We start from the raw sequence: 26,977 nt of genomic DNA, 5'->3' as shown, positions 1-26,977 counted from the left end.
AGATGGATCACGCCAGCGGCGCGCGTCCGGTCGATCCCCGGATGGTCAGGCTCGAGGGCAGCACGACCTGGGAGTCCCGCCGCTCCTCGAGCAGCAGCTCGACACCGAACCGCGCCGCCTCCTCGTACTCCCCGCCCAGGGTGGTCAGCGCCGGCGTGCAGATCGTGGCGACGAACATGTCGTCGTAGCCCACCACGCTGACCTCCCCCGGCACGTCCACCCCGCGTGCCCGGAGTCGTTGCAGCACACCGATGGCGAGCAGGTCGTTGTGCGCCACGAAGCCCGTCGCACCGGTCCGCATCGCGGCGTCGGCAGCCGCACCCCCGTCGACCGAGGACGGCCGGTAGGGGCCGAGCAGGTCGATCCGCACGCCCTCGGCCTCGGCCGCGCCGCGCAGCGCGTTCCAGCGCTGGTGACGCACCCAGCTGTTGACCGGTCCGCCGAGGTAGACGAGGTGTTCGTGCCCGAGGGAGACGAGGTGGTGGACGATCTGCCGGGAGCCGTGGTCCTGCTCGACCATGGCGCAGGAGATGCCGTCGACCCAGCGGTTGAGGAGCACGACCTTGGTCCGCGAGGCGAACCCGACGATCTCCTCGTCCGGCAGCCGCGAGGAGGCCAGCACGAAGCCGTCGACCCGGCCGAGCAGGCGCTCGACGTTGCGTCGCTCGTGCGCGGCGTTCTCCTCGGAGTTGACGAGCACCAGCGTGAGCCCCGCGGCCTGGGCGCGGCGCTCGGCACCGGTGATCGCGCTGAAGTAGTAGGGGTTGGTGATGTCGGGGACCACCATCGCGATCGTGTCGGTATGCCGCGCACCGCCGGCCCGCGCGCCGGGCGCCTTGCGGTAACCCAGGCGCTCTGCCGCGCCAAGCACGCGCGCGAGCGTCTCCGGGTGGACTGCGTCCGGCCGGCTCAGCGCCCGGCTGACCGTGGCGGGCGAGACCTCGGCCGCACGCGCCACGTCGTAGATCGTCGTCCGGGCAGCCACGCGCGTCATTCTTCCACGAGATGAAATTTTGTGAAACTTCTTGATGTGGTTGCACGAGGCCTCCTAACGTCCCTAGGACCACGTGACACGGCCGTCGCCCGGCGACCGGCACCTCGGACGAAGGAGCTGAAGCGGTGCCTGAGACCCCCCTGGCCGACCCGCCGCACACGGGTCGGGCCCCCGCCTGGACCGCCTGGTTCGGCCGATTCGAGATCGCCCTCGGCTGCCTCGCGCTCACGCTGATCTTCACCATGGTGTTCATCCAGGCGGCCCAGCGATACAGCCCGTGGGCCACGCTGTCCTGGAGCGGCGAGCTGGCGAGGTTCTCCATGGTCTGGATGACGTTCTCGGTGCTGGGCGTGCTGCTGACCCGGGGCGACCACATCACGCTGCAGCTCGTGGACGGGCTGCGCAGCGACCGACTCCTCACCGGCATCCAGGTCTTCGCCCTGCTGGTGGTGGCAGCCGTCGGCGTCGGCGGGTGCGCCGAGGCGGTCAACCTCGTCCAGACCCAGGCCAGGCTGTCCTCCCCGGCGATGGGTATGCCGATGTCCTGGCTGTTCATCGTCCCCGCCATCGGCTTCGCCAGCCTGACGGTCCGCGCCCTCGTCGCCGTCGTCCAGGTGCTCCGGCACGGTCCCCACCGCGCGGACCTCGGCGAGGTCACGGCCGGAGAGGCGACCTTCCAGTGACCGTCTTCCTCCTGCTCGCGGCGATCATCGCCCTGCTCGCCCTGCGCGTGCCGATCGGCTTCGCCTTCCTCGGTCCGTCCCTGCTCTACATGATGGTCGAGGGCCAGTCGCTGGGTCAGGCCGTCCGGCTGATGAGCAACTCGATCGCCAGCTTCCCGCTGCTCGCCGTGCCGCTGTTCATCCTGCTCGGGGTCATCGCCGTCCACGCCGGCATCGCGGCCCGGATCTACGACTTCGCGATGGCCTTGCTCGGCCGCGTCCGGGGCGGCCTGGGCTACGTCAACGTCGGCGTGAGCCTCGGTTTCTCGTGGATGTCCGGCTCGGCCGTCGCGGACGCCGCGGCACTGGGCAAGGTCCAGGTGCCGCAGATGGTCCGCTACGGCTACAGCAAGCCGTTCGCCCTCGGCGTCACCGGGGCGGCAGCCCTCATCGCCCCGATCATGCCGCCGAGCATCCCCGCCGTGATCTTCTCCGGACAGGCCGCCGTCTCCACGGGCAAGCTCTTCGCGGCCTCCGTCATCCCGGCCCTGCTCATGGCCCTCGGGCTGTGCATCGCCGTGTGGGTGCTGACCCGCCACGACGACAACATCCAGCAGGTGCCCTTCGACCGGTCCCGCCTCGCGGCCGCCGCGCGGGGCGTCGTCGGCCCGGCTCTGGCCCCCGTCATCATCCTGGGCGGCATCCTCTCCGGTGCGTTCACGCCGACGGAGGCCGCTGCCATCGGCGCGGGCTACATGTTCGTGCTCGGGCTCGTCTACCGGACCATCACCCTGAGAGACGTGCCGCGGATCCTCTCCGAGTCCGTGACCACCGCTGCGTCGATCATGCTGATCGTGGCCTCGGCGGCCCTGCTCGGCTACATCCTGGCGCTGGAGCGGGTCCCGCAGCTGCTGAGCGAGGCGGTCCTCGGCTTCACCAGCGACGGGACGGTCTACCTGGTGCTCGTGGCGGTGCTGATGCTGATCCTCGGCACGGTGATGGACGCCACGGCGATCCTGGTCCTGGTCATCCCGATGCTCATGCCGATCGCCAAGACCCTCGACGTCGACCCGATCCTGCTCGGCGTGGTGATGATCCTGTCGCTGATGATCGGCCTGCTGACCCCACCCGTGGGCACCGTGCTCTTCGTCCTCTCGGCCACGCTCAAGGTGCCGGTCGGCCAGGTCTTCCGCGGCAGCCTGCCCTTCATCGTCCCGCTGCTCGTCCTGCTGGTCGCGATCATCCTCGTGCCCGGCATCGCCCTCTGGCTGCCCGAGCAGCTGGGGCTCTGAGACCACCCACCACCCCGACCACTGTTCGAAGGAGAACCCATGAGCACCACCCGCACGCTCGCCGCCGCGGCCGCCCTCGCCCTGCCCCTGTCCCTCGCCGCCTGTGGCGGCGGAGGCGACGGGAGCGACGGCACCGACGGCACCGCCGCCGGGGAGACCCGCACCCTGCGGTTCGCCCACAGCTACACCGACACCCAGCCCCAGTCCGAGTGCGGGGCCAAGGTCATCCAGGAGGAGCTCGCCAACGCCGACGTGGGGCTGGAGGTCGAGATCTTCGGCTCCAGCCAGCTCGGCGGTGACGCCGACCGCATCTCCGCGGTCGTCTCCGGGGACATCGACATGGACATGCAGGGCGCCTCGGCGCTCGGTGCGGTCTACGAGCCCATCGGCATCATCGACGGCGCCTACGTCTTCGAGGACGGCCAGCAGCTCAGCGACTTCATCGCGGGCGAGGACTCCCAGGAGATGCGCGACGCCTTCCACGAGGCCTCCGGCGTCACCGTGCTGGGCGCCTGGTCGGCCGGCGCGCGGCAGTTCACGGCCAACAAGGCGATCCGGACGCCGGAGGACCTGAAGGGGCTGCGCATGCGGTTCCCGAACTCCGAGCAGTACCTCATGAACGCCGCGGCGATGGGCGCCGAGGCCACCGAGGTCGCCTACGAGGAGCTCTACCTCGCCCTGCAGCAGGGCACCGTGGACGGGCAGGAGAACCCGATCGTCAACATCCAGGCGATCAGCCTCCACGAGGTGCAGGACTACCTCAGCATGTCCAGCCACCAGCTCAACTCCAACCTGATCATCGTCGGCCCCGTCTGGGACGAGCTGAACGAGGAGCAGAAGACGGCTCTGCAGGACGCCGTCAGCACCGCCGTCGGCGAGGTGCCCGGCTGCGTCGAGGAGGCTGAGCAGGCCGCCCTCGACGAGTGGCGCAGCAGCGGCGACATGGAGATCGTCGAGGACGTCGACGTCGAGGCGTTCCGCGCGAAGGCCAAGGCCTACTTCGAGGAGAACCTCGAGGGCGACAAGCTCGAGCTCTACCAGACGATCCAGAACTCCATCGGCGGATGACGGAGCAGGCGCCGACGAGCGCCGCCAGGACCCGCTTCGTGTGCGGGCTCATCGGCGGCGGCATCGGCAGGTCTCTCTCACCCGGCATGCACGAGGCCGAGGCCGACCGACGCGGGCTGCACTACACCTACCGCACGGTCGACATCACCGAGCTCGGGCTCAGCGCGGAGCAGGGTGTCGGCCTGATCCGCCCCGCCGGCCACCTCGGCTTCACCGGGCTCAACATCACCCACCCCTGCAAGCGGCTCGCGGTGGCCCACGTGGACGAGCTGTCCCCCGAAGCCGCTCGGATCGGGGCGATCAACACGGTCGTCTTCACCGACGGCCGGGCCGTGGGGCACAACACCGACGTCACCGGCTTCGCGCTGGGCTTCCGGCGCGACATGCCCGGCGCCGATCTGGGCCACGTGGTCCAGGTCGGCGCCGGCGGGGCAGGGGCCGCCGTCGCCCACGCCCTGGTCGGCCTCGGTGTCGAGGACCTGACGATCGTGGACGTCGACGAGGACCGGGCGGTCGCGCTGGCCTCGGAGGTCGCGGTGGCGACCGGGGGTGCCGTCGTCGGCGCTGCGCCCGAGAGCCTGCCTGACCGGCTCGGCCGCGCGGACGGGATCGTCAACTGCACCCCGGTCGGCATGGCCCACCATCCGGGCCTGCCCTTCGACCCCGACCTCCTGCGCGCGGAGCACTGGCTCGTCGACGTCATCTACCGCCCGCTCGTCACCGAGCTCGTCCGCGCCGCCCGCGAGCGCGGGTGCCGGACGGCGACCGGCGCGGGTATGGCGATCGGCCAGGCGGCGGAGTCGTTCCACCTCTTCACCGGGGTGCGACCGGACCCGGCCGACTTCGCGCAGCACTTCGACCGACTCATCGCCCTGGAAGGAGCCGACCGTGCCCACCCTTGAGACCTCCGTCGCGACCGTCTCGCTGAGCGGCACGCTGCCGGAGAAGCTCGCCGCCGCGGCGCAGGCCGGCTTCGAGGCCGTGGAGATCTTCGAGCACGACCTGCTCTCGGGGGCCTGGTCCCCCGAGGAGGTCCGGGACCGGTGCGCCGACCTGGGTCTGCGGATCAACCTCTTCCAGCCCTTCCGCGACCTCGACTCGCGAGACCCTGAGCGCTTCGCCGCCAACCTCGAGCGGGCCCGCCACAAGTTCGACCTGATGAGGCGGCTCGGGGTCGACCTGATGCTCGTCTGCTCCAGCGTCGCCCCGGACGCCGTCGCCGCGCCGCAGCAGCTGGCCGCGCAGCTGCGGTCGATGGGCGAGGTCGCGCAGGAGCACGGCGCCCGGATCGCCTACGAGGCGCTCGCCTGGGGCACCCACGTCGACGACTACCGGGTGGCCGCGCGCGCGGCGCTCGACGCCGACCATCCCGCGGTCGGGACCTGCCTGGACAGCTTCCACATCCTCTCCCGCGGCATCGACCCGGCGGGGATCCTGGAGATCCCCGGGGAGCTCATCTTCTTCCTTCAGCTCGCCGACGCCCCGCGCCTGGCCATGGACGTGCTCCCCTGGAGCCGTCACTACCGGTGCTTCCCCGGCCAGGGCGGCCTCGACGTGCCCGGCGTCGCGCTCAACGCGCTGCTCGCGGGATACGAGGGCCCCCTGTCCCTGGAGGTCTTCAACGACATCTTCCGGCAGGCACCGGCTCGGCAGACCGCGCGGGACGCCCACCGCTCGCTGCTCCACCTCCAGGACCGGATGCGCCGGCGCCTCGCCGCACGGCGTGCGTCGGGAGTCCGCGCCAGCGCCCACGAGCTGGACCGTGTGGAGTCGCTGCTCCTGCCGATCCCCCCGGCGCCGACGCCGCGCGGCCTGGCTTTCGTCGAGCTCGACGACGAGTCGGGAGGGCCGCTCGCCGCCCTGGTCGACGCGGTCGGCTTCGCGCGCGCCAAGGACGCCGAGGACGCGACGGCCTGGGTGCACGAGGATGTCTGGATCGCGACACGGCCCGTCGACGCCGACGTCGCCCGGGTCAGCGGGCTGGGCGTCCGCGTGCCTGATCCCGCCCGCGCCGCCGCGCGGGCCGCGCAGCTGGGCTGCGAGCTCATCTCCGTCGAGGCCCTCGGCCAGCCCTTGCAGGCCGTCGACGCCCCCGACGGCACCCGGGTCACCTTCTGTCCCGCCGAGCTGCCCGCGCACCCGCCCGCCGGCGTCGGCGTCCCGGGACTGCTCGGGATCGACCACGTCGCGCTGACCCAGCCGTGGCACGAGTTCGACGGAGCGACCCTGTTCTGGACCGCGGTCGGCGGGCTCGACAGTCTGCCGAGCAACGACGTCGCCGACCCCTACGGCCTCGTGCGCTCGCAAGCCATGACCAGCTGCGGACGCGAGGTCGCCGTCGTGCTCAACGTCCAGCCGCGACGCGCCCAGGAGCACGGCGCGCCCGTGCGGGACGGGACCCAGCACATCGCCTTCCAGACCGACGACATCGTCGCGATGGCCGACCACCTGCAGCGTCAGGGGGTGCCGCTCCTGCACGTGGGTGACAACTACTACGAGGACCTCCAGGCTCTCTACGCGTTCGCCGACGAGGACGTGGAGCGGTGGCGCAGCCGCGCCGTCCTCGTCGACGAGGTGGGCGCAGGGCGTTACCTGCAGCTGTTCACGCAGACCGTCGGCGGCGTTTTTCTGGAGTTCGTGCAGCGCGTCGACGGTTACGCCGGCTTCGGCGCCCGCAACGCTCCCTTCCGGCTGGCGGCGCAGGCGCGGGCCGACGTCCGAAGCTGAGGTTCGCCGGCGACCCCGTGCCACGATGCGCCCCCGAGAGCGCGCCCCCGCAGACCCTGGACCGGGGCCTGACCGTGCTCGGGCTCTTCGCCGGCGGGCCGCACGGGTCAGCGTCGCCGAGCTCACCGCCGAGCTGGGCGTGCACCGCGCCTTCACCTGTCGGCTCGTCGCGATGCTGCAGTTGAACCAGCTCGTCGAGCGCGCCTCGGACGGCCCGGGTCAATCCCGGCGCCGGCGTCAGCGGACTGTCGCAGCGCGGCTACGTCCTGGGCCGAGGAAAGGTGGTCCTCGACGGGCCGGTCGGCGAGCTCGAGATGGACCCCCGTGCGCAGGAGGCCTGCCTGGGGGCGTGAGACTCCCAGCCCACTCACATGAGTGGCTCACGCACGCCATACGCCGACAGGGCGGTCCCAACCCGCTCACGTGAGTGGGTGACGCACGCCATACCTCGGGAGAACGAGCTCCCTCCCCAGCCCGCACGCAGCGGCGCTACGGTCGGAGGAGAGAGCAAAGGGGACCGGCATGACCGTCAGCACGAGCACTTCCCCGCATGGACACACACCTGCCAGCGGCTCCCGCGCAGCCGGATGGTTCGGTCCGGTCGTCGCGCTCGCCACCTCGGGTATGACGCTCCTCACCTTCGTCCTCGCGCTCACCGCGCTCCCGGACCGGGTGCCCTACCCGTTCACCGACCCGACGATCCTCGCGCAGTGGCCGGGCGACTACTACTGGATGTTCCCGGCGATGGCGCTGATGGTGCTCTTCGTAGCCTTCGTCGCGGTGCTCAACCACCGCGCACCGGCAGACCGGAAGGTCTTCGGGACGCTCGCGCTCACGCTCGCCGGCGTGGCGGCGGCGGTCCTGCTCATCGACTACTACGTCCAGGCCACCGTGCTGCCGCTGAGCCTGGAGCGCGGCGAGCTCGAGGGCTACGCCCTCTTCACCCAGTACAACCCGCACGGAGTCTTCATCGCGCTGGAGGAGCTCGGCTACCTGCTCATGAGCCTGGTCTTCCTGGCCCTCGTGCCCACGCTGTCGCGCACCTCGCGCGCGGAGGCCGTGGCCCGCTGGATCTTCGCCGCAGCCGCGGGCGCGGTGGCCGGGTCGCTGGTCGTGGTCACCCTGATCCGAGGCCGCGACCGAGCCGACAGCTTCGAGATCATCGTCATCAGCATCGTCTGGCTCACCCTCATCGTCACCGGGCCGCTGCTCGCCCGGGCGATGCGGCGGGACCGCTCAGCCGCGCCCGCGGCCTGACCTCCGTCCGGTATGGCGCGCCGGCCCCTCCGCGCGGCACGATGGGCCATGGCTCCTCCTCAGCGTGGCCTCCTGCGCGCCACCGTCAATGACACGGCCGACCCCACGGACCAGGGCCGTGTGCGCGTCAGCTACACCGTCGGCCAGGGCACGTACCAGGCCTGGGCGCCCGTCTGCTCGCCGCTCGGGGCGACGGGCGGCGCGCCGCTCCCGGACGTCGACGAGGTGGTCTTCCTCGGGTTCGAGGACGGCGACCCTGACCGGCCTGTCGTGCTGGGCCGCGTCGCGACACCGGCGACGCCCGACCAGCAGCTCCAGATCACCCACGCCGGCCACCGCATCACGATCGCCGAGGAGGGCATCACCCTCGAGCTCGCCGACGGCTCCGCGTCCCTCACCCTCCGTCGCGACGGCGTCACCCTGCGCTCGGCCGGGCCGATGGACGTCAGCGCCGCCGCGCCGCTGGACCTCCGGTCGGCCGCGACGGTGTCCGTCACGGGCGCCCTCGTGCGGATCAACTGAGGGACCGGGTATGCCGTCCGTCGCCCGCGTCGGGGACACGACCTCCCACGGCGGAGTCGTCGTCGGACCCGGGGTCAGCACGGTCCTCGTCGGCGGGTTGCCCGCGGCCACGGTGGGGGACGTCGTGCTGTGTCCGGGCCTGGCGCACCCCGCCCTCCCCGGTCCTCAGCCCGTGGTCCGGGGCAGCGCGACGGTGCTCGTGGGCGGTCGGCCCGTCGCGCGCACCGGCGATCCGCTTGCCTGTGGAGCCGTCGTCGTCCGTGGGGTGCCGACGGTGCTGGTCGGCTGCTGAGCCGTCGGCCCGCCTCGCCGGACCGCTCAGCTCTCCCGGTTGGCGGCGATCGCGACCCGCATCGTCGCGCGGAAGCCGGTGCCCCCGACCTCGAACAACCAGCCCGGACGCGACCGGACCTCCTCCAGGTGCTGGACCGGCGCCTTCGTGCCGAGGTGGGCCTGAGAGGCCGCGATCTCCAGCAGCGCCGCGGCGTCCTTGGGCTCCCGCTGCCCGAGGTACTCCTCACCGGTGTGCAGGAAGAGCTCGGCGTGGGTGCCGGGGAAGACCTGGACGTAGTACTGCTTGCGGAAGATGACGTTGTCGGAGAAGCCGATCCCCCGGCTGTCCCTCTCGCCCACGTAGACATCGAGGCGGAACACCATCCCGTAGGCCTGCTCTGACGGCGTCGCGCGGCCGTCGATCCACCCCTCCCAGATCAGCCGGTCCCGCCCGGCCCAACCGGTGGTCCGGTCGCCGGGGGCGGCCAGCGGCTTCCTCAGCTCGACCTCCAGGTCGCCCAGGTCGTCGGAGAGATCGGCCTTGTGGAACGGGCCGTAGCAGTTCTCGGCCTCGGCGCTCTGGTGGAACAGCTCGAAGTCGACGTAGCGCGGCTTGATGCTCACGCCGAAGTAGAACTCGCTGTCGCCGAACCAGTCCTTGCCCCGCGTGATCTCGGCCTCCTCCATCCAGAGCGAGACCTTGTGCGTGCCGTGCAGGAAGCGCATCGCGATCTCGTAGGTCTCGCGCGAGTTCACGACCGAGTCGGCGCCGCCGTGGCTCTTGTGCACGAACGTCCTCGGGGCGCCCGGCAGCTGTGCGGCCGCCTGCTTGACCAGGCCGTCGCTGCGGTTGGTCGCCAGCGTCCCCTCGTCGAGGAGCGTGGACAGGCGGTTGAGCACGCTGGAGGCCCGGACGTTGTAGGTCCGGTAGTTGGTGCCGATCACCGTGAGGATCCGGTCGACGGGGAAGACCTTCTCGATCTGGAGGAACCTCGTGCTGTCCGGTGAGAAGCCGGCCAGCTCGTCCGAGCCGTCCCTGGCCCCGGGCAGGGCCTCGAGGAGCCAGCGCGGCATGCCCTGGAAGGCGATGCCGCGGTGCGGGGTGCCGAGGGTGACGACGCGGTTCACCAGAAGCCTCGCCGATCCCTTCTCCTGCGCGTCCATCGCCAGGAGCGCCTCACGCATGACGAGCCCGCCCATGCTGTGGCACACGAGGTCGACCCCGTCGAAGGAGCCCGGCTCGTGCCGCTCGACCGCCTTGCGGATGAGCGAGATCAGGCGGACGAGCCCCTCGCCGTAGCGGGCCAGGGAGCGGGGCGTGAGGTCGTAGAACCGGTAGACCCACAGGGTGCCCAACGCCGCGTCGCGCAGGACGCGCCGGGCGACCGCCTGGTCGATGACCACGGTGCCCCCGGTCTCCGCGGGCCCCCACCCGTCGGCCTCCTCGAGCGCGGAGACGGGCGAGGCGTAGTAGCCGACCACGTTGGTCGCGTCGCGGTAGGGGTAGTCGGTCGACTTCATCGCGCGCAGGAGGAAGCCCTCGTAGATGAAGTTGTCGCCACGCCGGCCCGGATAGACCGTGCCCTCGTTGAACCCCTGGTAAGCGTTGGCCTGCTCGCTGCCGACGTCGAGCCCGCCGAACCCGCGCACCAGGATCAACGGCCGTGTCGTGGTCCCACTGTTCATGTCACGCTCCCCGCATCGCTTCCGGACCTGTCCCTGCTGGTCTAGCAGTCGGCGCCCGCCCGAGGACATGGGTAGTTCTACGGATGCGGCGCGCAGAGGGTCCGGTTGCGGACCGGTCGACCGCTCGACACCATGCCGGGTATGTACTTCATCGTGGTCAAGTTCCCTGTCAGGCCCGGGTCCGTCGACACCTGGATGGACGTCGTGGCCGACTACACCTCCGACTGCCGCTCCGAGGAGGGGAACCTCTTCTTCGAGTGGTCCCGCAGCGTCGAGGACCCGCACGAGTTCGTGCTGGTGGAGGCCTTCACCGACGAGGGCGCCGCCGCGCACGTCGCGAGCCCACACTTCTCCGAGGGAATCGAGGCCATGCGGCCGCACCTGAGCGCCACCCCCAAGATCGTCTCCCGCCAGGTGGAGGGAAACGGCTGGGAGCCGATGGGCGAGCTGCGGATCGACTGAGCTCCCCGACGGCAGGACGCCCGGCCGCGCAGGCGGCCGGGCGTCCTCGTCGCGAGGGCGTCAGGTCACGGGGCCACGGGCACGTCCGCGACGGTGAGCCACCAGTTCTCGACCGAGAAGTCAGCCGGGTCGATGACCCCGCGCGCGGAGGCCCAGTCGATGAGCAGCTGACGGATCTCCTGCTGCTCGTTGTAGACGACCGGCGCGGTGGACACGTGCGGGAAGGCACCGCCGCCGGAGCGCCGGTAGTTGTTGACCGCGACGACGAATTCCATGTCGTCGGTCACCGGGGTGCCGTCGGCCAGCGCGAGGTTCTCGACGCGGTCTCCGACCGGCTGCGACAGGTCCAGCTCGTAGGAGACGCCGGAGAGCATGTCGTAGTTGTAGTCCGGGGTGCCGTCGGCGTTGACGTCGCTGGCGGGGTCGAAGGACTCCCCCGCCGGCACGGTGGCGAAGTACTTGGCGGAGTACTCCAGGTAGTCCCGCACCTGCGCGCCCGTCATCGTCACGGCCTCCAGCGTGTTGTCGTAGATGTACAGGCCGGCCATGTCGCGGATCGTCACGTCACCGGCCGGGAACAGCGCGGTCCGCGAGAACGGTGCGGCGATCGACAGCACAGGCACGTCAGCGTAGGCCGTGCCCTCGAGGGCCTGGTCGACCGTCTCGGTCTGCACGTGCTGGATGAAGTCGACGATCGCCGTGTCCTTCCAGAAGGACTCCGCACCGGACATCTCCTCGGTCGCCGTCGCGACGACCTGGTTCACGTAGTCAACGGTCCTGCCGTGCGCCTGCGCCGCGGCGGCCACCACCGCGGGGTCCTCGACGAAGTCCCGGGTGCGGTACGCCATACCCGCAGCGTCCTTGACGTCCCACTGACCGCGGGACTTCTCCAGGTCGAGGTCGACGCGAGTGACGGTGCCGCCCCAGCGGTAGGGCTGGGTGAGCAGCACCGGTTCGCCGGTCACCTCGTTGTGGATGACCTCCTGGGGGACGTCGCGGTGGGTGTGCCCCACGACCATGACGTCGATGCCCGGGACAGTACGGGCGATGACGTCGGAGGGGTTCTCCGGCGGCAGCAGGGAGGTGTCGTAGGAGGATGGACCCTTGCCGGCGTGCGAGAGCACGACCACGACGTCCGCGCCGGCCGCCCGCATCTGCGGGACGTACTCCGCGGCAGTCTCGACCATGTCGCGGAACTCCAGGGTGCCCTCGACCACCCCCTTGTCCCAGATCGCCGAGCCCGGCGTCGTGAGCCCGAGGATGCCGACCTTGACGGGCTTGTGGCCCTCGACCTTCTTGGTGACCATCGTCCACGGCTCGAGCCACGGCTCGCCGGTCTGCGCGTCGACGACGTTGGCGCCCAGCAGCGGCATGGCCAGGTCGCCCTCGTAGGCGCGCAGGTGATCCAGCCCGTAGTTGAACTCGTGGTTGCCCACGACCTGCGCGTCATACCCGATCTGATTGTATGCCGTCGCCATCGGGTGGTCCTCGCCCGTCTCGGCGACCGGCTCGACCTTGGCGTAGTAGTAGGTCAGCGGCGTGCCCTGGATGGCGTCGCCGTTGTCGACGACCAGCAGGCTGTCGTCGCCCACCTCGGTGCGGACCTGGTCGACGACCGAGGCGACCTTGGCGAGGCCGACGGTGTCGCCGGAGCGTTCGGTGTAGGTGGCGTCCTTGAAGTAGTCCCAGTTGAGGACGCGACCGTGCATGTCGGTCGTCGCCAGCAGGGTCAGGTCGAGGTCGTGGGCGTCCTGGCCGGGGCCCTGCGGGCCGGCGGCGGAGGCCACAGCGGGCGCCAGCACGAGGGCCAAAGCCACGCCGGAGGCGGTCAGTCGGGCGGAAGGCATCAGAGGGTGTCTTTCGTCGTCGCGAGGGGGGACGACGGCACTCTAGAGCTGGCGAGCCCGGCCTGCAGCGTCTACCGCCACCGGCTGCTGAGAGCGCCCTCAGAGCCGGTGCAGGGTGACGTCGCGCAGCACACCGTCAGCCACGGTGCAGGTCAGGAAGGTCCGGTACGGCTCGCGCCGGCGGTCGGTGGGCGAGCCCGGGTTGAGCAGGCGGAGTCCCTCGTGCTCGGTGTCCCAGGGGATGTGGCTGTGGCCCCACACGCCGACCAGCCGCGCCGAGCGCGCCTCGAGCTCGTCCAGCAGGAGCGGCGTGACCCAGTCGCCGGCGTGCAGGACGACGTCGGCCCGCTCGACCTCGTCCCACACCTCGGTCGGGAGCTGCCGGGCTCGCGCCGGCACATGGGTGTCAGCCAGCATCACCAGTCGCAGGCCCTGGCTCACTCCACGTCGGGGGCGTCCGTGCTGCCGTCGCGGTGGATGTCGTCGGCCATGCGGTCCAGCTCCTCCTCCGGCACGTCCACCTCCGCCTCGGCCATGCCCTCCTCGAGATCCTCGCGGACGGTCTCGGGCTCGGCGCCCTCGTCCCAGCTCTCGACCCGCTCCACCACGTACTCCGCGGCCTGCTGGCGCGCGTCGGCCTCCTCCGGCCCGGGGCTGCTCTGCTGATCGCTCATGAACGCCACGCTAGCCAGCCGGTCGCCCGTCTGCTCGGCGAGGCGTCCGACAGCACCCAGCACGCCCAGCCGGTCGACCGGTCAGCCGAGCTGCTGCCGCAGACGCGCAGCCTCCCTGGTGAGGTGGTCCCGCTCGGCTGTGCTTCTCGCCTCGGCGGCTGCGCGCGCATAGAGGTCGGCGCCGAGCCCCGTCTCCCCTGCCAGGGTATGTAGATAGGCCGCCACCGCGGTGCGGCGCGGCACCCCCTCCTCGATCCTGGCCAGCTCGGCGAGACCGGCCGCAGCTCCGTCCGCCTCCCCGACCGCGACCGCCCGGTTGAGCCGGGCGACCGGGGACGGGGAGAGGCGCACGAGCTCGTCATACCACTCGACGATCTGCACCCAGTCGGTCTCCTCGACCCGCTGGGCGTCGGCGTGGAGGGCCGCGATCGCGGCCTGCGCCTGGTACTCCCCCAGCCGGTCGCGCGCGAGCGCCGCCTGCAGCAGCGCGACCCCCTCGGCGATCATCGCCGTGTCCCAGAGCGACCGGTCCTGCTCGGCCAGCGGCACCAGCCGACCGCCCGCGGTGGTGCGCGCCCGGCGACGGGCGTGGTGCAGGAGCATGAGCGCCAGCAGGCCGAGCACCTCCGGCTCCTCGGTGCGGGTCGCGAGCTGTCGGGCGAGCCGCATCGCCTCCGCCGCGAGGTCGATCGAGCCGGAGTAGCCCTCGTTGAAGACGAGGTAGAGCGTGTGGAGCACCGTACCCAGGTCGCGCGACCCGTCCGCGATCTCGACGTCGGCCAGACGTGCCTTGGCCCGGCTGATCCGCTGGGCCATCGTGGCCTCGGGCACGAGGTAGGCCTCGGCGATCTGCCGGGTGGTGAGGCCGCCGACCGCCCGCAGCGTCAGGGCGATCGCGGAGGTCGGGCTCAGGGACGGGTGCGCGCACAGCAGGTAGAGCCGCAGCGTGTCGTCGACCGACGACACCTCCCCCGGAGGGGGTTCGGTATGCAGTCGCGCCTCCCGCGCGCGGCGCGCGGCGTCGGAGCGGGCCCAGTCGACGAAGCTGCGCCACGCCGCCGTGACCAACCAGGCCTTGGGATCGCGCGGGGGGTCGTGCGGCCAGGCGGCGAGCGCCCGGATGAGCGCCTCCTGCACGGCGTCCTCGGCCGACGCGAAGTCTGCCCCGCGTCGGACGAGGACGCCGACCACCGCAGGGACCAGGCCCCGCAGCTCGACAAGGTCCATCGGTCAGGAGAGGTCGGCGGAGCCCACGCCCATGAAGGGCCGGACCTCGAGCCACTCCCCGACCGGGGCACCACCGGCGCCCGGTGCCGCGGACAGCTCGCCGGCGAGCTCGACCGCCCGCTCCTGCGAGTCGACGTCGATGATCATCCACCCGGCGATGAGGTCCTTGGTCTCCGCGAAGGGACCGTCGGTCACCGGCGGCCGGCCCTCACCGTCGTAGCGGACCCACAGGCCGTCCGGCGACAGCGCCTGACCGTCGACGAACTCACCGGTGCCCTCCAAGCGCTTGGCGAAGTCGCCCATGAACCGGATGTGGGCGTCCACCTCCTCCGGCGCCCAGCGGTCCATCGGCACGTCGTTGGTCGCCGCGGGCGCGCCGCGGTAGTGCTTGAGCAGCAGGTACTTGGCCATCGTTGTCTCCTTCCGTCGCCACGACCAGTGTGGTCGTGATCACCCCTGGGACGGAACCGGTGGCGTGATCTCGACATCGTCGGACGCTCCGGCGTCGAGGGGCTTGACGAACGGCAGCAAGGCGGCTACGTTCTCGATGTGGAAACGTTTCCACCCTGATCTGTCTTCACCTGATCTGCTTCACCTGATCTGCTTCACCTGATCTGACTTCACCCTGTACCGCACGAGGAGGTGCCATGGCCACGATCCGCGACGTCGCCGCCCGCGCCGGTGTCTCCGTGGCGACCGCCAGCCGAGCCCTGAACGGCTCCGGTCCCGCCTCCCCCGGCACCGTCGAGCTCGTGCGGCGCGCGGCCGACGACCTGGGCTACCGCGTCAACAAGGCCGCCCGGTCCCTCCGCACCCAGCGCACGGACACGATCGGGCTGCTCCTCTCCGACGTGCGCAACCCGTTCTTCTCCGACCTGGCCTACGTCATCGAGCAGGCAGCGGCCGCGGACCACGTCTCGGTCATCACCATGAACGCCGACGAGCGCACCGACCGCCAGGAGGCGGCCCTCCGCTCGCTCGCCACCCAGCGGGTCGACGGCCTGATCGTCGTCCCGCAGGGCGGCGCGACCCTGGAGGTTCCCACGGGGATGCCGCTCGTGCTGCTGGACCGCCGCGTCGACGGATCGCCGGCGCCCGTGATCCAGTCCGACAACGAGCTCGGCTCCCGCCAGATGATCGACCACCTCGTCGAGCTGGGGCACCGCGACATTGCGCTGGTGGCCGGGCCCCAGTCCTCCTCCTCGGGCCGCGAGCGCCTGGCCGCCTGCCTGGCGGCACTGGAGGGCCACGGGTGCACGCCGCGCCCGGAGTGGATCGTCGAGGGCGACTTCCAGGAGCGGTCCGGCCACGTCGCGGCCGCTGCCCTGCTGGACACGACGCCGAGGCCCACGGCCGTCTTCGCCGGCGACAACCTCATGGCCGTCGGGGTCCTGTCCGAGGCCCGCAAGCGCGGCCTGCGCATCGGCGAGGACATCGCGGTCGTCTCCTTCGACGACAGTCGGTGGTTCCCGCTGCTCGATCCGCCCATGACCGCGGTGGCCCAGGACGTGGAGAGCCTGGGGCTCGCGGCATACCGCGCCCTCAAGGACCTCGTCGCGGGCCGCCCCTCAGGCGACGTCGTGGTCCCCACCCGGCTCGTCGTCCGCCGCTCGTGCACCACCTCGTCCATCCCCGCCAGGAGGTCAGCATGACCACGTCCGAGCACCCGCTGCTGCAGCTGAAGGGGGTGGGAAAGAGGTTCGGCGGCGTCGTCGCGCTCCGCGACGTCGACCTGTCGGTGCGCGCCGGCCAGGTGCAGGTGCTCCTCGGCGAGAATGGCGCCGGCAAGTCGACGCTGGTCAAGATGATCGCCGGCGTCCATGAGCCGGACACCGGCTCGATCGAGATCGACGGCCGCCCGGTGCGGATCACCAGCACCCGCGACGCGGAGTCGCACGGCATCGCGACCATCCACCAGGAGCTCAACCTCGTCCCCACCCTCAGCGTCGCCGAGAACATCACCCTCGGCCGGACCCCGAGCCGCCTCGGTCTGGTCGACCGGCGCGGTATGCGGAAGCTCGCCCAGGAGGCGCTGGACCGGATCGGTCTGTCGGTCGATCTCGACCGCAAGGTCGGCACGCTCGGCATCGCCCGGCAGCAGCTGGTCGAGATCGCCAAGGCGCTCAGCGTCGACGCACGGATCCTGATCCTCGACGAGCCGACCGCGGCGCTGACCCGCACCGAGATCGCCCAGCTCTTCACGGTGGTCAACCAGCTGCGCGACCACGGGGTCGGCATGGTCTTCATCAGCCACCACCTCGACGAGATCGCCGAGATCGGCGACACCGTGACCGTCCTGCGGGACGGTGCTTTCGTCGACGAGGTGCCGGCGAGCACACCCGAGCCCGAGCTCATCCGGCTCATGGTCGGCCGCAGCATCGAGCAGCTCTTCCCGCGCCGACGGCCCGACCTCGGCGAGGTCCTGCTCCAGGTCAAGGGCCTGTCCTCCGAGGGCCGGTTCGACGACGTCAGCCTGCAGGTCCGTCGCGGCGAGGTCGTCGGCCTGGCCGGGCTCGTCGGCGCAGGTCGCACCGAGCTGCTCCGCGCGATCTCGGGCGCGGACAACTACGACAGCGGCACCGTGGCCGTCGGGGGTAGGCAGGTCCCCCGCCACGACGTCGCGGCCGGGGTCGCCCTCGGGCTCGGCCACGTGCCCGAGGACCGCAAGACGCAGGGCCTCGTCCTCGGCGCCAGCGTCGAGGACAACGTCGGCTACGCCACCCTGCGCAGCCACGCCAGAGGTCCCCTCGCCGACCTCGCCGGCCAGCGCCGGCGCGCCCACCAGGTCAGCGAGCAGCTGCGGATCAGGCTCAACGACGTCCGCCAGCCCGTCCGCTCACTCTCCGGCGGCAACCAGCAGAAGGTCGTCTTCGGCCGGTGGACGCTGGCCGGCTCGCAGGTCCTGCTCCTCGACGAGCCGACCCGCGGCGTCGACGTCGGCGCCAAGGTCGAGATCTACGAGCTCATCAACGCCGTCACCGAGGCCGGGGGCGCCGTGCTCCTCGCCTCGAGCGAGCTGCCCGAGGTCCTCGGCATGAGCGACCGCATCCTCGTCATGGCCGGAGGCCGGATCGTCGGCGAGCTGACCGCCGACGAAGCAACCCAGGACAGCGTGATGTCGCTGGCCGTCAAGGAGGTCGAGTCCACCCGTGTCCACTGAAACCACCACCCCCGCGAAGCCGGCGCGCACGTCGCGCCAGCGCCTGGGCCAGTTCCTCTCCGACAACGGCGCGCTCGTCGGTCTCGTCGTGGTCGTCGTGGCGATGTTCATCGCCACCCCCGACTTCCTCACCACGACCAACCTGCTCAACGTCGGCGTCCAGGCCGCGGTCGTGGCGATCCTGGCCTTCGGCATGACCTACGTCATCGTCGCCGCGGGCATCGACCTGTCGGTCGGCAGCGTCGCTGCACTGTCCGCGGTGAGCGCCGGCTGGATCGTCGGCCAGGGTATGCCGGGCGCGCTCGGCCTGGTCGCCGGTCCCCTCGTGGGACTGCTGGCAGGCCTGCTCTCAGGCCTGGCGACGGCATACGGCAAGCTCCCGTCCTTCATCGCGACGCTGGCCATGCTCTCCGTCGCGCGCGGCCTGACGCTCGTGATCTCCGGCGGCCGCCCGCAGTCGATGCCCGACGAGATCAGCTGGCTCGGCTCGCGCGTCCTCGGCGTGCCGGTCCCGATCCTCGTGACGCTCGTGATGTTCGCGATCACCGCGTTCGTGCTCAACCGGACCGTCTTCGGCCGTTCCCTGTATGCCGTCGGCGGCAACGAGGAGGCCGCGCGCCTCTCCGGCCTGGCCGTCAAGAAGCTCACCGCTGCGGTCTTCGCCCTCAGCGGGCTGTATGCCGGTATCGCCGGCATGGTCCTCGCCGGGCGCCTCAGCTCGGCCCAGCCGCAGGCGGCCGTCGGCTACGAGCTCGACGCCATCGCGGCCGTCGTCATCGGTGGGGCCAGCCTGTCCGGCGGGCAGGGCCGGGCCACCGGCACCCTCATCGGCGCCCTCGTCCTGGCCGTGATCCGCAACGGCCTCAACCTGCTCAACGTCAGCTCGTTCTGGCAGCAGGTCGTCATCGGCCTGGTCATCGCCCTGGCCGTCGGTATCGACGTGCTGCGGCGCAAGACCAGCTGACCCACCCCATACCCTCCCCCACCGCACAACCCCCACAAGGAGAAGCAGATGAACAGCATCACCCGCCGCAGCCTGGCGCTCTCGCTGGCCGGAGTCCTCGCCCTCGCCACCACTGCGTGCAACCGGGGCGACGACGCCGCTGACGACGGCGCCGGCGCCACCAGCGGAGGCGGTGAGGGCGGCCAGACGATCACCCTCGCCGTCTCGACGCTGAACAACCCCTTCTTCATCACCCTGCGCGACGGCGCCCAGGAGGCGGCCGACGCCGCCGGCGCGACGCTCGAGGTCGTCGACGCGCAGAACGACGCCGCGACCCAGCAGAACCAGCTGGCCAACGCCGCCACCCAGGGCGTCGACGCGGTCATCATCAACCCGGTCGACTCCGAGGCGGCGGCTGCTGCCGTGACCCCGGTGCTCGACGGCGACATCCCGGTGATCGCCGTCGACCGCTCGGTCGAGGGCAAGGACGTCAACTCCACGGTGAGCAGCGACAACGTCGCCGGGGGCAAGCAGGCCGCCGAGGCGCTCGCCGAGGCCATGGGCGGCAAGGGCAAGGTCATCGTGCTGCAGGGTGTCGCCGGCACCTCCGCCAGCCGCGACCGCGGCAAGGGCTTCGAGGAGGGCATCGCGGCCTTCCCGGACATCGAGGTCGTCGCGATGCAGCCGGCCAACTTCGACCGCGCCCAGGGACTGGACGTCGCCACCAACCTGCTGGAGAGCAACGCCGACGTGACCGGCATCTTCGCCGAGAACGACGAGATGGCGCTCGGCGCACTGCAGGCGCTGGGCGACCGGGCCGGCCAGGACGTCTTCGTCGTCGGCTTCGACGGCACCGAGGACGGCCTCAAGGCGGTCGCCGACGGCACCATGGTCGCCACCATCGCGCAGCAGCCGGCCGAGCTCGGCAAGGTCGCCGTCGAGCAGGCGCTCAAGGCCATCAACGGCGAGGAGCTGCCGGCCCAGCAGCCGGTCGAGGTCGTCACCGTCACCGAGGACAACGTCGCGGACTTCCAGTGACCGCACGCCTCCTCGTGATCGGGTCGGCCAACGTCGACCTGTTCGCGCACGTCGCCCGCCACCCCACGCCCGGGGAGACCATCCTCGGGCAGGGGGGTGAGCGGGCGGGCGGAGGCAAGGGCGCCAACCAGGCCCTGGCCGCCGCCCTCCAGGGCGCGCCCGTGACCTTCGTGGGCGCGGTCGGCCAGGACGGGGACGCCGACGTGGCGCTCGGCGCGCTGCGCACGGCGGGCGTGGACCTCTCGAGGGTGGCCGCCGTCGCGGATGCCCCGACCGGGCTCGCGATCATCACCGTCTCCGCCGACGGCGAGAACACGATCGTCGTCATCTCCGGCGCGAACGCCACCGTCACGCCCGAGCAGGCGGAGGCCGCCGTCGCGGCCTCCGGGCCAGACGACGTCGTGCTCCTTCAGGGCGAGCTGCCCCGGACCACGACCGAGGCCGCGGTGCGTGCGGCCGTGGCCGCGGGTCGCCGTGTCGTCCTCAACGTCGCGCCGTGGAACGCCCTCGACCGCGACGTGCTGACGTCCGCCGATCCGCTCGTCCTCAACGAGCACGAGGCCGCCCAGGCTGTCGAAGAACTGGGGCTCGAGGCCTCCGGCGACGGCGGAACCGCGCTGGCCGAGGCGCTCGTCACCGCCGGCACGCCGTCGGTCGTCGTCACGCTGGGCGCCGAGGGCGCCGCGGTCGTCGACGCCTCGGGCACGGACACCGTCCCGAGCCGCCGCGTCACCGCCGTGGACACCACCGGCGCCGGCGACGCCTTCACCGGCGCGCTCGCCGCGCGCCTGATCGCCGGCGACCCCCTCCGTGCAGCCGTCGAGCACGCGGTGCGCGTCGGGGCGTATGCCGTGCAGCACCACGGCGCTCAACCGTCATACCCGGGTCTCGAGCAGGAGCTGCCGTGAAACGCCAGGGCATCCTCAACGTCGACCTCGCCGCCCGCTGCGCCCGCCTCGGGCACACCGACCTGGTCTGCGTCGCCGACTGCGGGCTCCCCGTCCCGGCCGACGTGCCGATCGTGGATCTCGCCGTGGTCCAGGGGCTGCCGTCGTTCGCCGACGTGCTCACTGCCCTGCTCGACGAGCTGGTCGTGGAGCACCATGTCGTCGCCGAGGAGATCGACGGCCAGCCGGCAGCCGCGGTCCTCCGGGCCGCAGCCGAGCGGCTCGGGCCGCGTGAGGTGGTCAGCCATCAGCAGCTCAAGGCGCTCGTCGCCGACTGCGCCTTCGTCGTGCGCACCGGCGAAGCCACGCCCTACGCGAACGTGCTGCTGCGCAGCGGCGTGCCCTTCTAGCTGTACTCACCCGACAGACGCCCGTCGGCCCCGCCGTTCTTTCGGACGGCGGGGCCGACTGGCCTGCGGTGCGGCTGCGCTCAGCCGGTGACCTCGAAGGTCAGGGTCTGGGTGAACTGCCGCCCGTGGACGTCGGTCGCCACGACCTCGGCGGTGTGCACACCGGGACCCAGGTCCGCGGGGAGCTCCAGCCGCCAGATGTGCATCGACCGCTCAGCCACGCTGCCGCCGTGCACCAGCTGCTCCTGCACAGCCGTCGGGTCGGACCACTCCGCGCCGACGAGCTGACCCTCGCCCTGCATCTGCTGGGTGCGCGTCGCCTCGACCGGGGCCGCGCCGTCGATCGAGACGCGGACGGTGGCGCCGATGCTGCCCATGAAGAAGTTCGTCGTCAGCCAGGTGGTGCCGGCCAGGTCCTCCTGGCTGATCACCAGGGGGTCCTCGAAGACCGGGGCCGACCCGACGCTGGAACGGTGCTCGGCGAACCACTCGCGGTAACGAGCGCTGTTGAGCCCCAGCGTCATCTGGTGAGTCTCGTCCTCACCTCGGACGGTGAAGCGCTCGGTGACCTCGGTGTTGCGGACGTCGAGGGTGAGCACGCCGGGCAGGGCACCGTCACGCTGGACCGCGAGCGGGTACCCCTCCTCGAGCGTGCGGCCGGAGAACCAGTCCCCCGCGATGGCACCGGCGGTGATGTGCGGGAACGGCAACCCCTCTACCCCGAACAGGCGCGACCAGCCCTCCATGCTGTCGCCCTCGCGCAGGTTCTCCAGACTGTGGGTGTGCCCACCGAGGGCGATCACCTCCCGGCCCTCGACGATCTCGTAGATCTCACGGACCTGGTCGACCTGGTGCTTGGTGCTGCCCTGGTCGGCGTAGTCCAGCAGCGGGATGTGGGCCGCCAGGACGATGAGGCTGTTCTGCGGCACCTGGGCGATGTCGTTGCGCAGCCACTCGAGCTGGTCCTCGTCGATCTCGCCGTTGTAGTCACCCTTGCGCGGGTTGTCCCGGGTCGGGTACTCGACGGTGTTCAGCGAGACCACGTGCACCTTGCCGGAGTCGTAGGAGTAGTACTCCGGGCCGAGCTGAGCCTTGAAGGTGTCGAAGCGGTGCTCCGACGTGGCGTCGAAGTCGAGGTCGTGGTTGCCGGGCAGGAAGCGCGCCGGCCCGTTGAGCATGCCCGCCAGCCCGCGGGTCTTGGGGTAGAGCGAGAGGTCGTCGCCGACGACGTCCCCGATGAACAGCGCGCCGCACCCGGTGTAGTCGGTCCGGGCGGCCAGGTCGGCGAAGGCGCCGCGGGCGGCATACCCCACCTCCTCCAGGTCGTAGGTCTGGACGTCACCGCCGATGACGCAGTGCTGCTCGGGCGAGCGCGTCTCCGCGCTCTCGACGAGGGGGAAGCTGACCTCCTGCGGCAGCGGCCCGGTCGGCTCGAGCCCGCCGAAGCGCAGCTCGGGGGACCCCTCCGGGAGGTGGTGGTAGAAGAACTGCGCGACGTTGTCGTCGTCCACCGGCACCTGGTAGCCGCGAGGCTGGGTGACGAACACGGTCATGCCCTCGGAGACGGGCAGCTCGTAGCGGCCGTGCCGATCGGTCGTGGTGACGTCGCGGCTGTTGGAGACGGTCACGCCGCCCAGCCCGCGCTCGCCGGCGTCCTGGACGGAGTCACGGTCGCGGTCGACGAAGACGGTGCCCCTGAGCACGGTCGCGTCGTCGTCGCTCCCTGGCACCACGTGCACGGATCCTCGGTATGCCGTGTCCGCCCAGTCGTGGACCGGCGGGGCGGCGCTGACGCTGGTGGGTCCGACGAGCACGCCGGTGGCGCTCAGGGACAGTGCCGCCGCGGCAGCCAGTGCCGCACTGCGGGTGGAGGAGGGTCGGAGGGAAGCAGGCTTCGGTAGCACGGTCGAGCTCCTTCTCAGCTGGTGCCGGCCGGACGGCCGGCGAGAGCAGATCACCAGCCGCAGGTGAACCGCCGGAGAAGCCAGGGGCACCTCCCGGCGACACCGCGCGGGCGGCCGGGCCACCAGAAGGTCAAGCCACGGTCAAGTCCACAGGCAACGGGTCCCCCACAGAGTTCAGTCGCCGAAGGTAAAGATTTGTTCAAGAAACGCGCTCAATCCGGCCTGGTGAGCCCACGTGTCTCTATCGTTGACACCTTCAACACTCCCGAGCAGCGGCAGCCCGTCTGGTCCGACGACCGAGGGGACCTCGGGTCGGAGGGGTCGCACGCTGACGACACAGGCCGGACGACGGCGCGGACGTGCTCGGGGCGCCCGCGCCGCCGTCCTTGATCGGGCTAGCGGCCCCGCCGTTCGCGCGCCAGGGCGAGGAACGGCTCGAGCAGCGCGGGGTCGTCCAGCGCCGCCGGCTGCACGACGCGGGCGGGGTCGGCGCCCTGCATCAGCCGCTTGAGCGGCACCTCCAGACGTTTGCCCGTGCGCGTGTGCGGGATCCCGGCGACCTGGACGATCTCGTCGGGGACGTGCCGCGGCGAGGCGTGGGCCCGGATCGCGTCGCGTATGCGGTCGCGCAGCTCCTCGTCCAGGCTCGCCGCCGGGTCGGCGAGGACGACGAACAGCGGCATCCAGTAGCCGCCGTCGGGCTCCTCGACACCGAGCACGAGCGACTCGGCGACCTCGGGCAGGTGCTCGATCGCGTTGTAGATGTCGGCCGTCCCCATGCGTATGCCGTGCCGGTTCAGCGTCGCGTCGGAGCGGCCGTGGATGACGACGCTGTCGCGGGCCGTGATCGTGATCCAGTCGCCGTGCCGCCAGACGCCTGGATACGTCTCGAAGTAGGACTCCCGGTAGCGCGAGCCGGCAGGGTCGTCCCAGAACCGGATCGGCATCGAGGGCAGCGGCCGCGTCATCACCAGCTCGCCGACCTGCTCGCGCACGGGCTCACCCTGCTCGTCCCAGGCGTCCATGGCGACGCCGAGGTTGCGCACCGACAGCTCGCCCGGCCAGATCGGCACGGTCGGGACGCCGCCGCAGAAGCCGCTGCAGATGTCGGTGCCGCCGCTCATCGAGTAGAGCGGCAGCCCGCCGGAGGACTCGACCGCCCACGCGTGGGTGCTCGGGCTGATCGGCGCGCCGGTGCACGCCATGCTCCGCAGCGCGGAGAGGTCGAGCTCCGCGGCGGGCTCGAGGCCGGTCCCGCGGGAGGCCTCGAGATAACCAGGGCTGGAGCCGAAGACCGTCACACGGTGCTCGGCGGCCAGCCGCCACAACCGGCGCGCGTCCGGGTGGGCGGGCGCGCCGTCGTAGCAGAGGATCGAGGCACCGGTCGCGAGTGCGGAGGCCTGGATGTTCCACATCACCCACGAGGGCGAGGTGAACCAGAACAGCCGGTCGGCCGGCCCGATGTCCAGGTGCAGGCCGAGCAGCTTGAGCTCCTCGACGAGGATGCCGCCGTGCGACTGCACGAGCCCCTTGGGCCGCCCGGTCGTGCCGGAGGAGAACAGCACCCACAGCGGGTCGTCGAACCCCACCCGCTCGAAGGAAGGCTTGACCTCCCCGGCCACGACCTCCGCCCAGTCGTGCGTCGCCGTCCCCGGCACCTCGAGCTGCTCCGCGCCGAGCCGCCCCACAACCAGGACGTCGGTGACGGTCGGCAGCTGCCCGACCACCTCGCGCACCGCGCCGGCCCGGTCGACCTCGCGGCCGGCGTAGCGGTAGCCGTCGGCGGTGACGAGCACGGTGGCACCGAGCGGACCCATCCGGTCCCCCACCGCGTGCGGCGCGTAGTCCTGCCCCACGCTGGCCCACACCGCACCGACGGCAGCGGTCGCCAGCATCGCCACCACCGCCTCCGGGATGTTGGGCAGGTAGCCGATGACCCGGTCCCCCCGCCCGACGCCGCGCTCGCGCAGCCAGGCGGACAGCGACGCGACCTGCCCGCGCAGCTCGCGCCAGGTCAGCTCGACGACGCGCCCGTCCTCGCCTGCCCCGACGATGGCGACCGCCTGGTCAGGGCCACGGGAGACGACATACTCCGCGTAGTTGACGGCCACCTCGGGGAACCAGGTCGACCCGGGCATGCGCTCCTCGGCGAGCACGCGACCGTGCGGACCGAAGAGCACGTCGAGACCGTAGAAGTCCCACACCGCTCCCCAGAACCCGTCGAGGTCCTTCGTCGACCACTTCCAGAGGTCGCGGTATGCCGAGAACGTCGCCCCCGTGCGCCGCGTGAGGAACTCCTGGAACGCGGTGACGTGGGCTCTGCGGACCGTCTCCTCCGACGGCTCCCAGAGCGGGGCGGGTGACTCCGGCATCAGTGCTCCTCCACGTGGGGTGGGCTCACCCTACTGAGAGGGCCCGAGCAGCATCCGCGTGCGTGTGGGCTCAGGCACCCCGGCCACCGAGCCCGCCGGCGCCCTCTGCGTGCGGGGATGGCGGGCGGCGGCCAGCAGCGGTCGACATGACTGTGACCCGGCCGTCGCTGGCCGGGTGCGGGGCGGGGTCATCGCAGGTGCCAGCGCACGCCGAGCTCGTCGACCGTGGCGCTCAGCCCTCGGTCGTGGACCCAGGTGTGGTGCCGCGGGCACAGCAGGGCGTAGTTCGACAGGTCCGACGCTCCGCCGAGGGCCCAGGGCACCACATGGTGCGCGTCGCACCAGGTCGCCGGCACCGTGCACCCCGGGATGGTGCAGGCCCGGTCCCTTGCGGCCAGCCGCAGCCGTTGTCCTGGCGTGACCAGGCGGCGCCGGCGGCCCTGGTCGAGGATCTCGCTGGGGCCACCCAGCACCAGCGGGATGATGTCGGCCTCGCAGGCCAGCCGGCGGATGCTCTCGGCGCTCACGGACGCGCCCTCCAGGGTTGACCCGCAGCCCGGCTGCCGCCCACGAGTCTCGAGCAGCTGCCGCCTGAGCGTCTCCCAGTCCAGGGTGACCACCAGCGTCGCCTTCGGTGTCGTGGGCTGCCCTGCCGTGCCGGCCACGCCGCGACGGATCACCGTCATCAAGGCGTCGTAACGTCGGTTGCCCGGGGTGCGAAGGTCAGGCTCTCCCGTGGCCGCGCGCTCCTCCTTTGACGCCGGCGCGGCCAGCGGTGACGTGAGGATCGCGCGCACCGCCTCGTAGTCGGCGTCGTCACCGAACGTCACGATGATCCTCTTGACCGTCCCGCCGGCCAGGTTCGACTCGTGGACGTCCCGCAGCTGGTGCCGGGACCGCCGTCGGTCGTCGTGGTCCTTCTCGGGCAGGCACCGGCGCAGCAGCTCCGCGATGATCCGCGCGAGGTCCTTGTCGTCGAAGAGCGGGTTGCAGGCCGCGTCGGCCAGCAGCGCCACGGCCTGCGCGTACTCCTCCGCCGTGATAGCCCGACGGATCCTCGACAGCGCCCGGTGCACCGTCGCCGCCCGGGCCACGGTCATGCCGCCGTTGAGGACGCCGCGCAACAGTGGCTCGTGCACGGCCTCCCTGCTGGCCATGGCCACGCGCGCGAGGTCGCGCACCTGCCGTGCTTCCTGGTCCGGGCACCGCAGCGCCAACCAGTCGACCAGGCCGAAACCGTCGATGGTGTGCAGCCCCCGCTCGGCCGCCTCGCACGCCAGCCGCAGTCGCACCCGCTCCAGCGTCGCTGTCGCCCGGGAAAGCCCCTCCAGGCCAGTGCTCACCTCGGCGTCCTGCAGCAGGGACGACCCCCGCACGCTCAGCTCGGCACACGCAGCCTCCCGGCCGGTCTCGCCCAGGAGGCCGACCACCCGCTCCCCCACCGGCCGCACGGTCGGCACCGCGCCGTCCCGGACGACCTCGCGATAGGTCGTCCGGAGCACCTCCCCGCCCCAGGTCTGCGACATACCCCAAGCCTAGGAGCGCCCACCGACAGCCCCGCTGACCTGCAGG

25 protein-coding genes are annotated in these 26,977 nt (G+C 71.8%); 15 read left to right on the top strand and 10 right to left on the bottom strand.

Translation table 11 applies throughout. The annotated features are described in order from the left end of the window. Positions 1-7: 7 nt before the first annotated feature. A complete protein-coding gene (locus IEV65_RS02730) occupies positions 8-985 on the bottom strand; it encodes a LacI family DNA-binding transcriptional regulator (protein ID WP_229734816.1) in 978 nt (325 codons plus the stop codon). 134 nt (positions 986-1,119) lie between these two features. Between IEV65_RS02730 and IEV65_RS02725 the strand changes: the two genes are divergently transcribed. The 8 genes from IEV65_RS02725 to IEV65_RS02690 all read left to right on the top strand — a co-directional run bounded on the left by IEV65_RS02725 (position 1,120) and on the right by IEV65_RS02690 (position 8,814). Continuing rightward, positions 1,120-1,677 carry a TRAP transporter small permease gene (locus IEV65_RS02725; RefSeq protein ID WP_188428061.1) on the top strand — a complete coding sequence of 186 codons (558 nt, stop codon included), beginning with the start codon at positions 1,120-1,122 and terminating at the stop codon, positions 1,675-1,677. After that, positions 1,674-2,948 (top strand): TRAP transporter large permease, encoded by a 1,275-nt coding sequence (locus IEV65_RS02720; protein WP_188428060.1) that lies wholly within the window; start codon positions 1,674-1,676, stop codon positions 2,946-2,948. Before IEV65_RS02725 ends, IEV65_RS02720 begins: the two co-directional genes overlap by 4 nt. Positions 2,949-2,987: 39 nt before the next feature. Next, positions 2,988-4,016, top strand: coding sequence for a DctP family TRAP transporter solute-binding subunit (locus tag IEV65_RS02715; protein ID WP_188428059.1), 1,029 nt, complete (start codon positions 2,988-2,990; stop codon positions 4,014-4,016). Then, a complete protein-coding gene (locus IEV65_RS02710; protein WP_188428058.1) occupies positions 4,013-4,918 on the top strand; it encodes a shikimate dehydrogenase in 906 nt (301 codons plus the stop codon). The genes IEV65_RS02715 and IEV65_RS02710 overlap by 4 nt, the downstream gene beginning before the upstream one ends. After that, positions 4,905-6,743, top strand: coding sequence for a sugar phosphate isomerase/epimerase and 4-hydroxyphenylpyruvate domain-containing protein (locus tag IEV65_RS02705; protein ID WP_188428057.1), 1,839 nt, complete (start codon positions 4,905-4,907; stop codon positions 6,741-6,743). The genes IEV65_RS02710 and IEV65_RS02705 overlap by 14 nt, the downstream gene beginning before the upstream one ends. A gap of 522 nt (positions 6,744-7,265) precedes the next feature. Next, entirely contained in the window at positions 7,266-8,000 is a 735-nt protein-coding gene (locus IEV65_RS02700; RefSeq protein ID WP_188428056.1) for a hypothetical protein, read from the top strand. Between the two features lie 48 nt (positions 8,001-8,048). Beyond that, complete coding sequence (locus IEV65_RS02695; RefSeq protein WP_188428055.1) at positions 8,049-8,522, top strand: phage baseplate assembly protein V; 474 nt, start codon at positions 8,049-8,051, stop codon at positions 8,520-8,522. Between the two features lie 10 nt (positions 8,523-8,532). Next, positions 8,533-8,814 (top strand): PAAR domain-containing protein, encoded by a 282-nt coding sequence (locus IEV65_RS02690; protein ID WP_188428054.1) that lies wholly within the window; start codon positions 8,533-8,535, stop codon positions 8,812-8,814. A gap of 26 nt (positions 8,815-8,840) precedes the next feature. On the opposite strand, the gene IEV65_RS02685 is transcribed toward IEV65_RS02690, so the two are convergent. Continuing rightward, a complete protein-coding gene (locus tag IEV65_RS02685) occupies positions 8,841-10,481 on the bottom strand; it encodes an esterase/lipase family protein (RefSeq protein ID WP_188428053.1) in 1,641 nt (546 codons plus the stop codon). A gap of 141 nt (positions 10,482-10,622) precedes the next feature. Between IEV65_RS02685 and IEV65_RS02680 the strand changes: the two genes are divergently transcribed. Next, positions 10,623-10,943: a putative quinol monooxygenase gene (locus IEV65_RS02680; protein WP_188428052.1), complete on the top strand. Its 321-nt coding sequence runs from the start codon at positions 10,623-10,625 to the stop codon at positions 10,941-10,943. Between the two features lie 65 nt (positions 10,944-11,008). On the opposite strand, the gene IEV65_RS02675 is transcribed toward IEV65_RS02680, so the two are convergent. The 5 genes from IEV65_RS02675 to IEV65_RS02655 form a co-directional block, all read right to left on the bottom strand. Beyond that, positions 11,009-12,790, bottom strand: coding sequence for a bifunctional metallophosphatase/5'-nucleotidase (locus IEV65_RS02675; RefSeq protein WP_188428051.1), 1,782 nt, complete (start codon positions 12,788-12,790; stop codon positions 11,009-11,011). A 99-nt stretch (positions 12,791-12,889) separates the two neighbouring features. After that, positions 12,890-13,207 carry a metallophosphoesterase family protein gene (locus IEV65_RS02670; protein ID WP_229735040.1) on the bottom strand — a complete coding sequence of 106 codons (318 nt, stop codon included), beginning with the start codon at positions 13,205-13,207 and terminating at the stop codon, positions 12,890-12,892. 20 nt (positions 13,208-13,227) lie between these two features. Continuing rightward, entirely contained in the window at positions 13,228-13,464 is a 237-nt protein-coding gene (locus IEV65_RS02665; protein WP_188428050.1) for a hypothetical protein, read from the bottom strand. A gap of 81 nt (positions 13,465-13,545) precedes the next feature. Then, the gene (locus IEV65_RS02660; RefSeq protein ID WP_188428049.1) at positions 13,546-14,691 is read right to left on the bottom strand and encodes an RNA polymerase sigma factor; all 1,146 of its coding nucleotides are present in this window, start codon (positions 14,689-14,691) and stop codon (positions 13,546-13,548) included. Positions 14,692-14,694: 3 nt separating this feature from the next. Beyond that, a complete protein-coding gene (locus IEV65_RS02655; protein WP_188428048.1) occupies positions 14,695-15,102 on the bottom strand; it encodes a YciI family protein in 408 nt (135 codons plus the stop codon). 236 nt (positions 15,103-15,338) lie between these two features. Between IEV65_RS02655 and IEV65_RS02650 the strand changes: the two genes are divergently transcribed. The 6 genes from IEV65_RS02650 to rbsD are packed head-to-tail and all read left to right on the top strand — an operon-like array spanning position 15,339 to position 21,129. Further along, positions 15,339-16,343, top strand: a complete 1,005-nt coding sequence (locus tag IEV65_RS02650) for a LacI family DNA-binding transcriptional regulator (RefSeq protein WP_188428047.1) — start codon at positions 15,339-15,341, stop codon at positions 16,341-16,343. Next, a complete protein-coding gene (locus IEV65_RS02645; protein WP_188428046.1) occupies positions 16,340-17,851 on the top strand; it encodes a sugar ABC transporter ATP-binding protein in 1,512 nt (503 codons plus the stop codon). The genes IEV65_RS02650 and IEV65_RS02645 overlap by 4 nt, the downstream gene beginning before the upstream one ends. Beyond that, entirely contained in the window at positions 17,841-18,815 is a 975-nt protein-coding gene (locus tag IEV65_RS02640) for an ABC transporter permease (RefSeq protein WP_188428045.1), read from the top strand. Before IEV65_RS02645 ends, IEV65_RS02640 begins: the two co-directional genes overlap by 11 nt. A gap of 48 nt (positions 18,816-18,863) precedes the next feature. Next, complete coding sequence (locus IEV65_RS02635) at positions 18,864-19,832, top strand: substrate-binding domain-containing protein (RefSeq protein ID WP_188428044.1); 969 nt, start codon at positions 18,864-18,866, stop codon at positions 19,830-19,832. Next, complete coding sequence (locus IEV65_RS02630; RefSeq protein WP_188428043.1) at positions 19,829-20,740, top strand: ribokinase; 912 nt, start codon at positions 19,829-19,831, stop codon at positions 20,738-20,740. The genes IEV65_RS02635 and IEV65_RS02630 overlap by 4 nt, the downstream gene beginning before the upstream one ends. Next, positions 20,737-21,129, top strand: coding sequence for a D-ribose pyranase (rbsD, locus tag IEV65_RS02625; RefSeq protein ID WP_188428042.1), 393 nt, complete (start codon positions 20,737-20,739; stop codon positions 21,127-21,129). The genes IEV65_RS02630 and rbsD overlap by 4 nt, the downstream gene beginning before the upstream one ends. 80 nt (positions 21,130-21,209) lie before the next feature. On the opposite strand, the gene IEV65_RS02620 is transcribed toward rbsD, so the two are convergent. From IEV65_RS02620 to IEV65_RS02610, 3 genes are all read right to left on the bottom strand, one after another. Further along, a complete protein-coding gene (locus IEV65_RS02620; protein ID WP_188428041.1) occupies positions 21,210-23,033 on the bottom strand; it encodes a calcineurin-like phosphoesterase C-terminal domain-containing protein in 1,824 nt (607 codons plus the stop codon). Positions 23,034-23,428: 395 nt separating this feature from the next. Then, positions 23,429-25,405, bottom strand: coding sequence for an acetoacetate--CoA ligase (locus IEV65_RS02615; RefSeq protein ID WP_188428040.1), 1,977 nt, complete (start codon positions 25,403-25,405; stop codon positions 23,429-23,431). Between the two features lie 188 nt (positions 25,406-25,593). Further along, positions 25,594-26,931 carry an HNH endonuclease signature motif containing protein gene (locus IEV65_RS02610; RefSeq protein WP_188428039.1) on the bottom strand — a complete coding sequence of 446 codons (1,338 nt, stop codon included), beginning with the start codon at positions 26,929-26,931 and terminating at the stop codon, positions 25,594-25,596. Positions 26,932-26,977 lie beyond the last annotated feature (46 nt).

Source organism: Ornithinimicrobium tianjinense, from assembly GCF_014636495.1.
Lineage (GTDB): Bacteria > Actinomycetota > Actinomycetes > Actinomycetales > Dermatophilaceae > Ornithinicoccus > Ornithinicoccus tianjinensis.
This window is presented reverse-complemented; position numbering and strand designations above follow the sequence as displayed.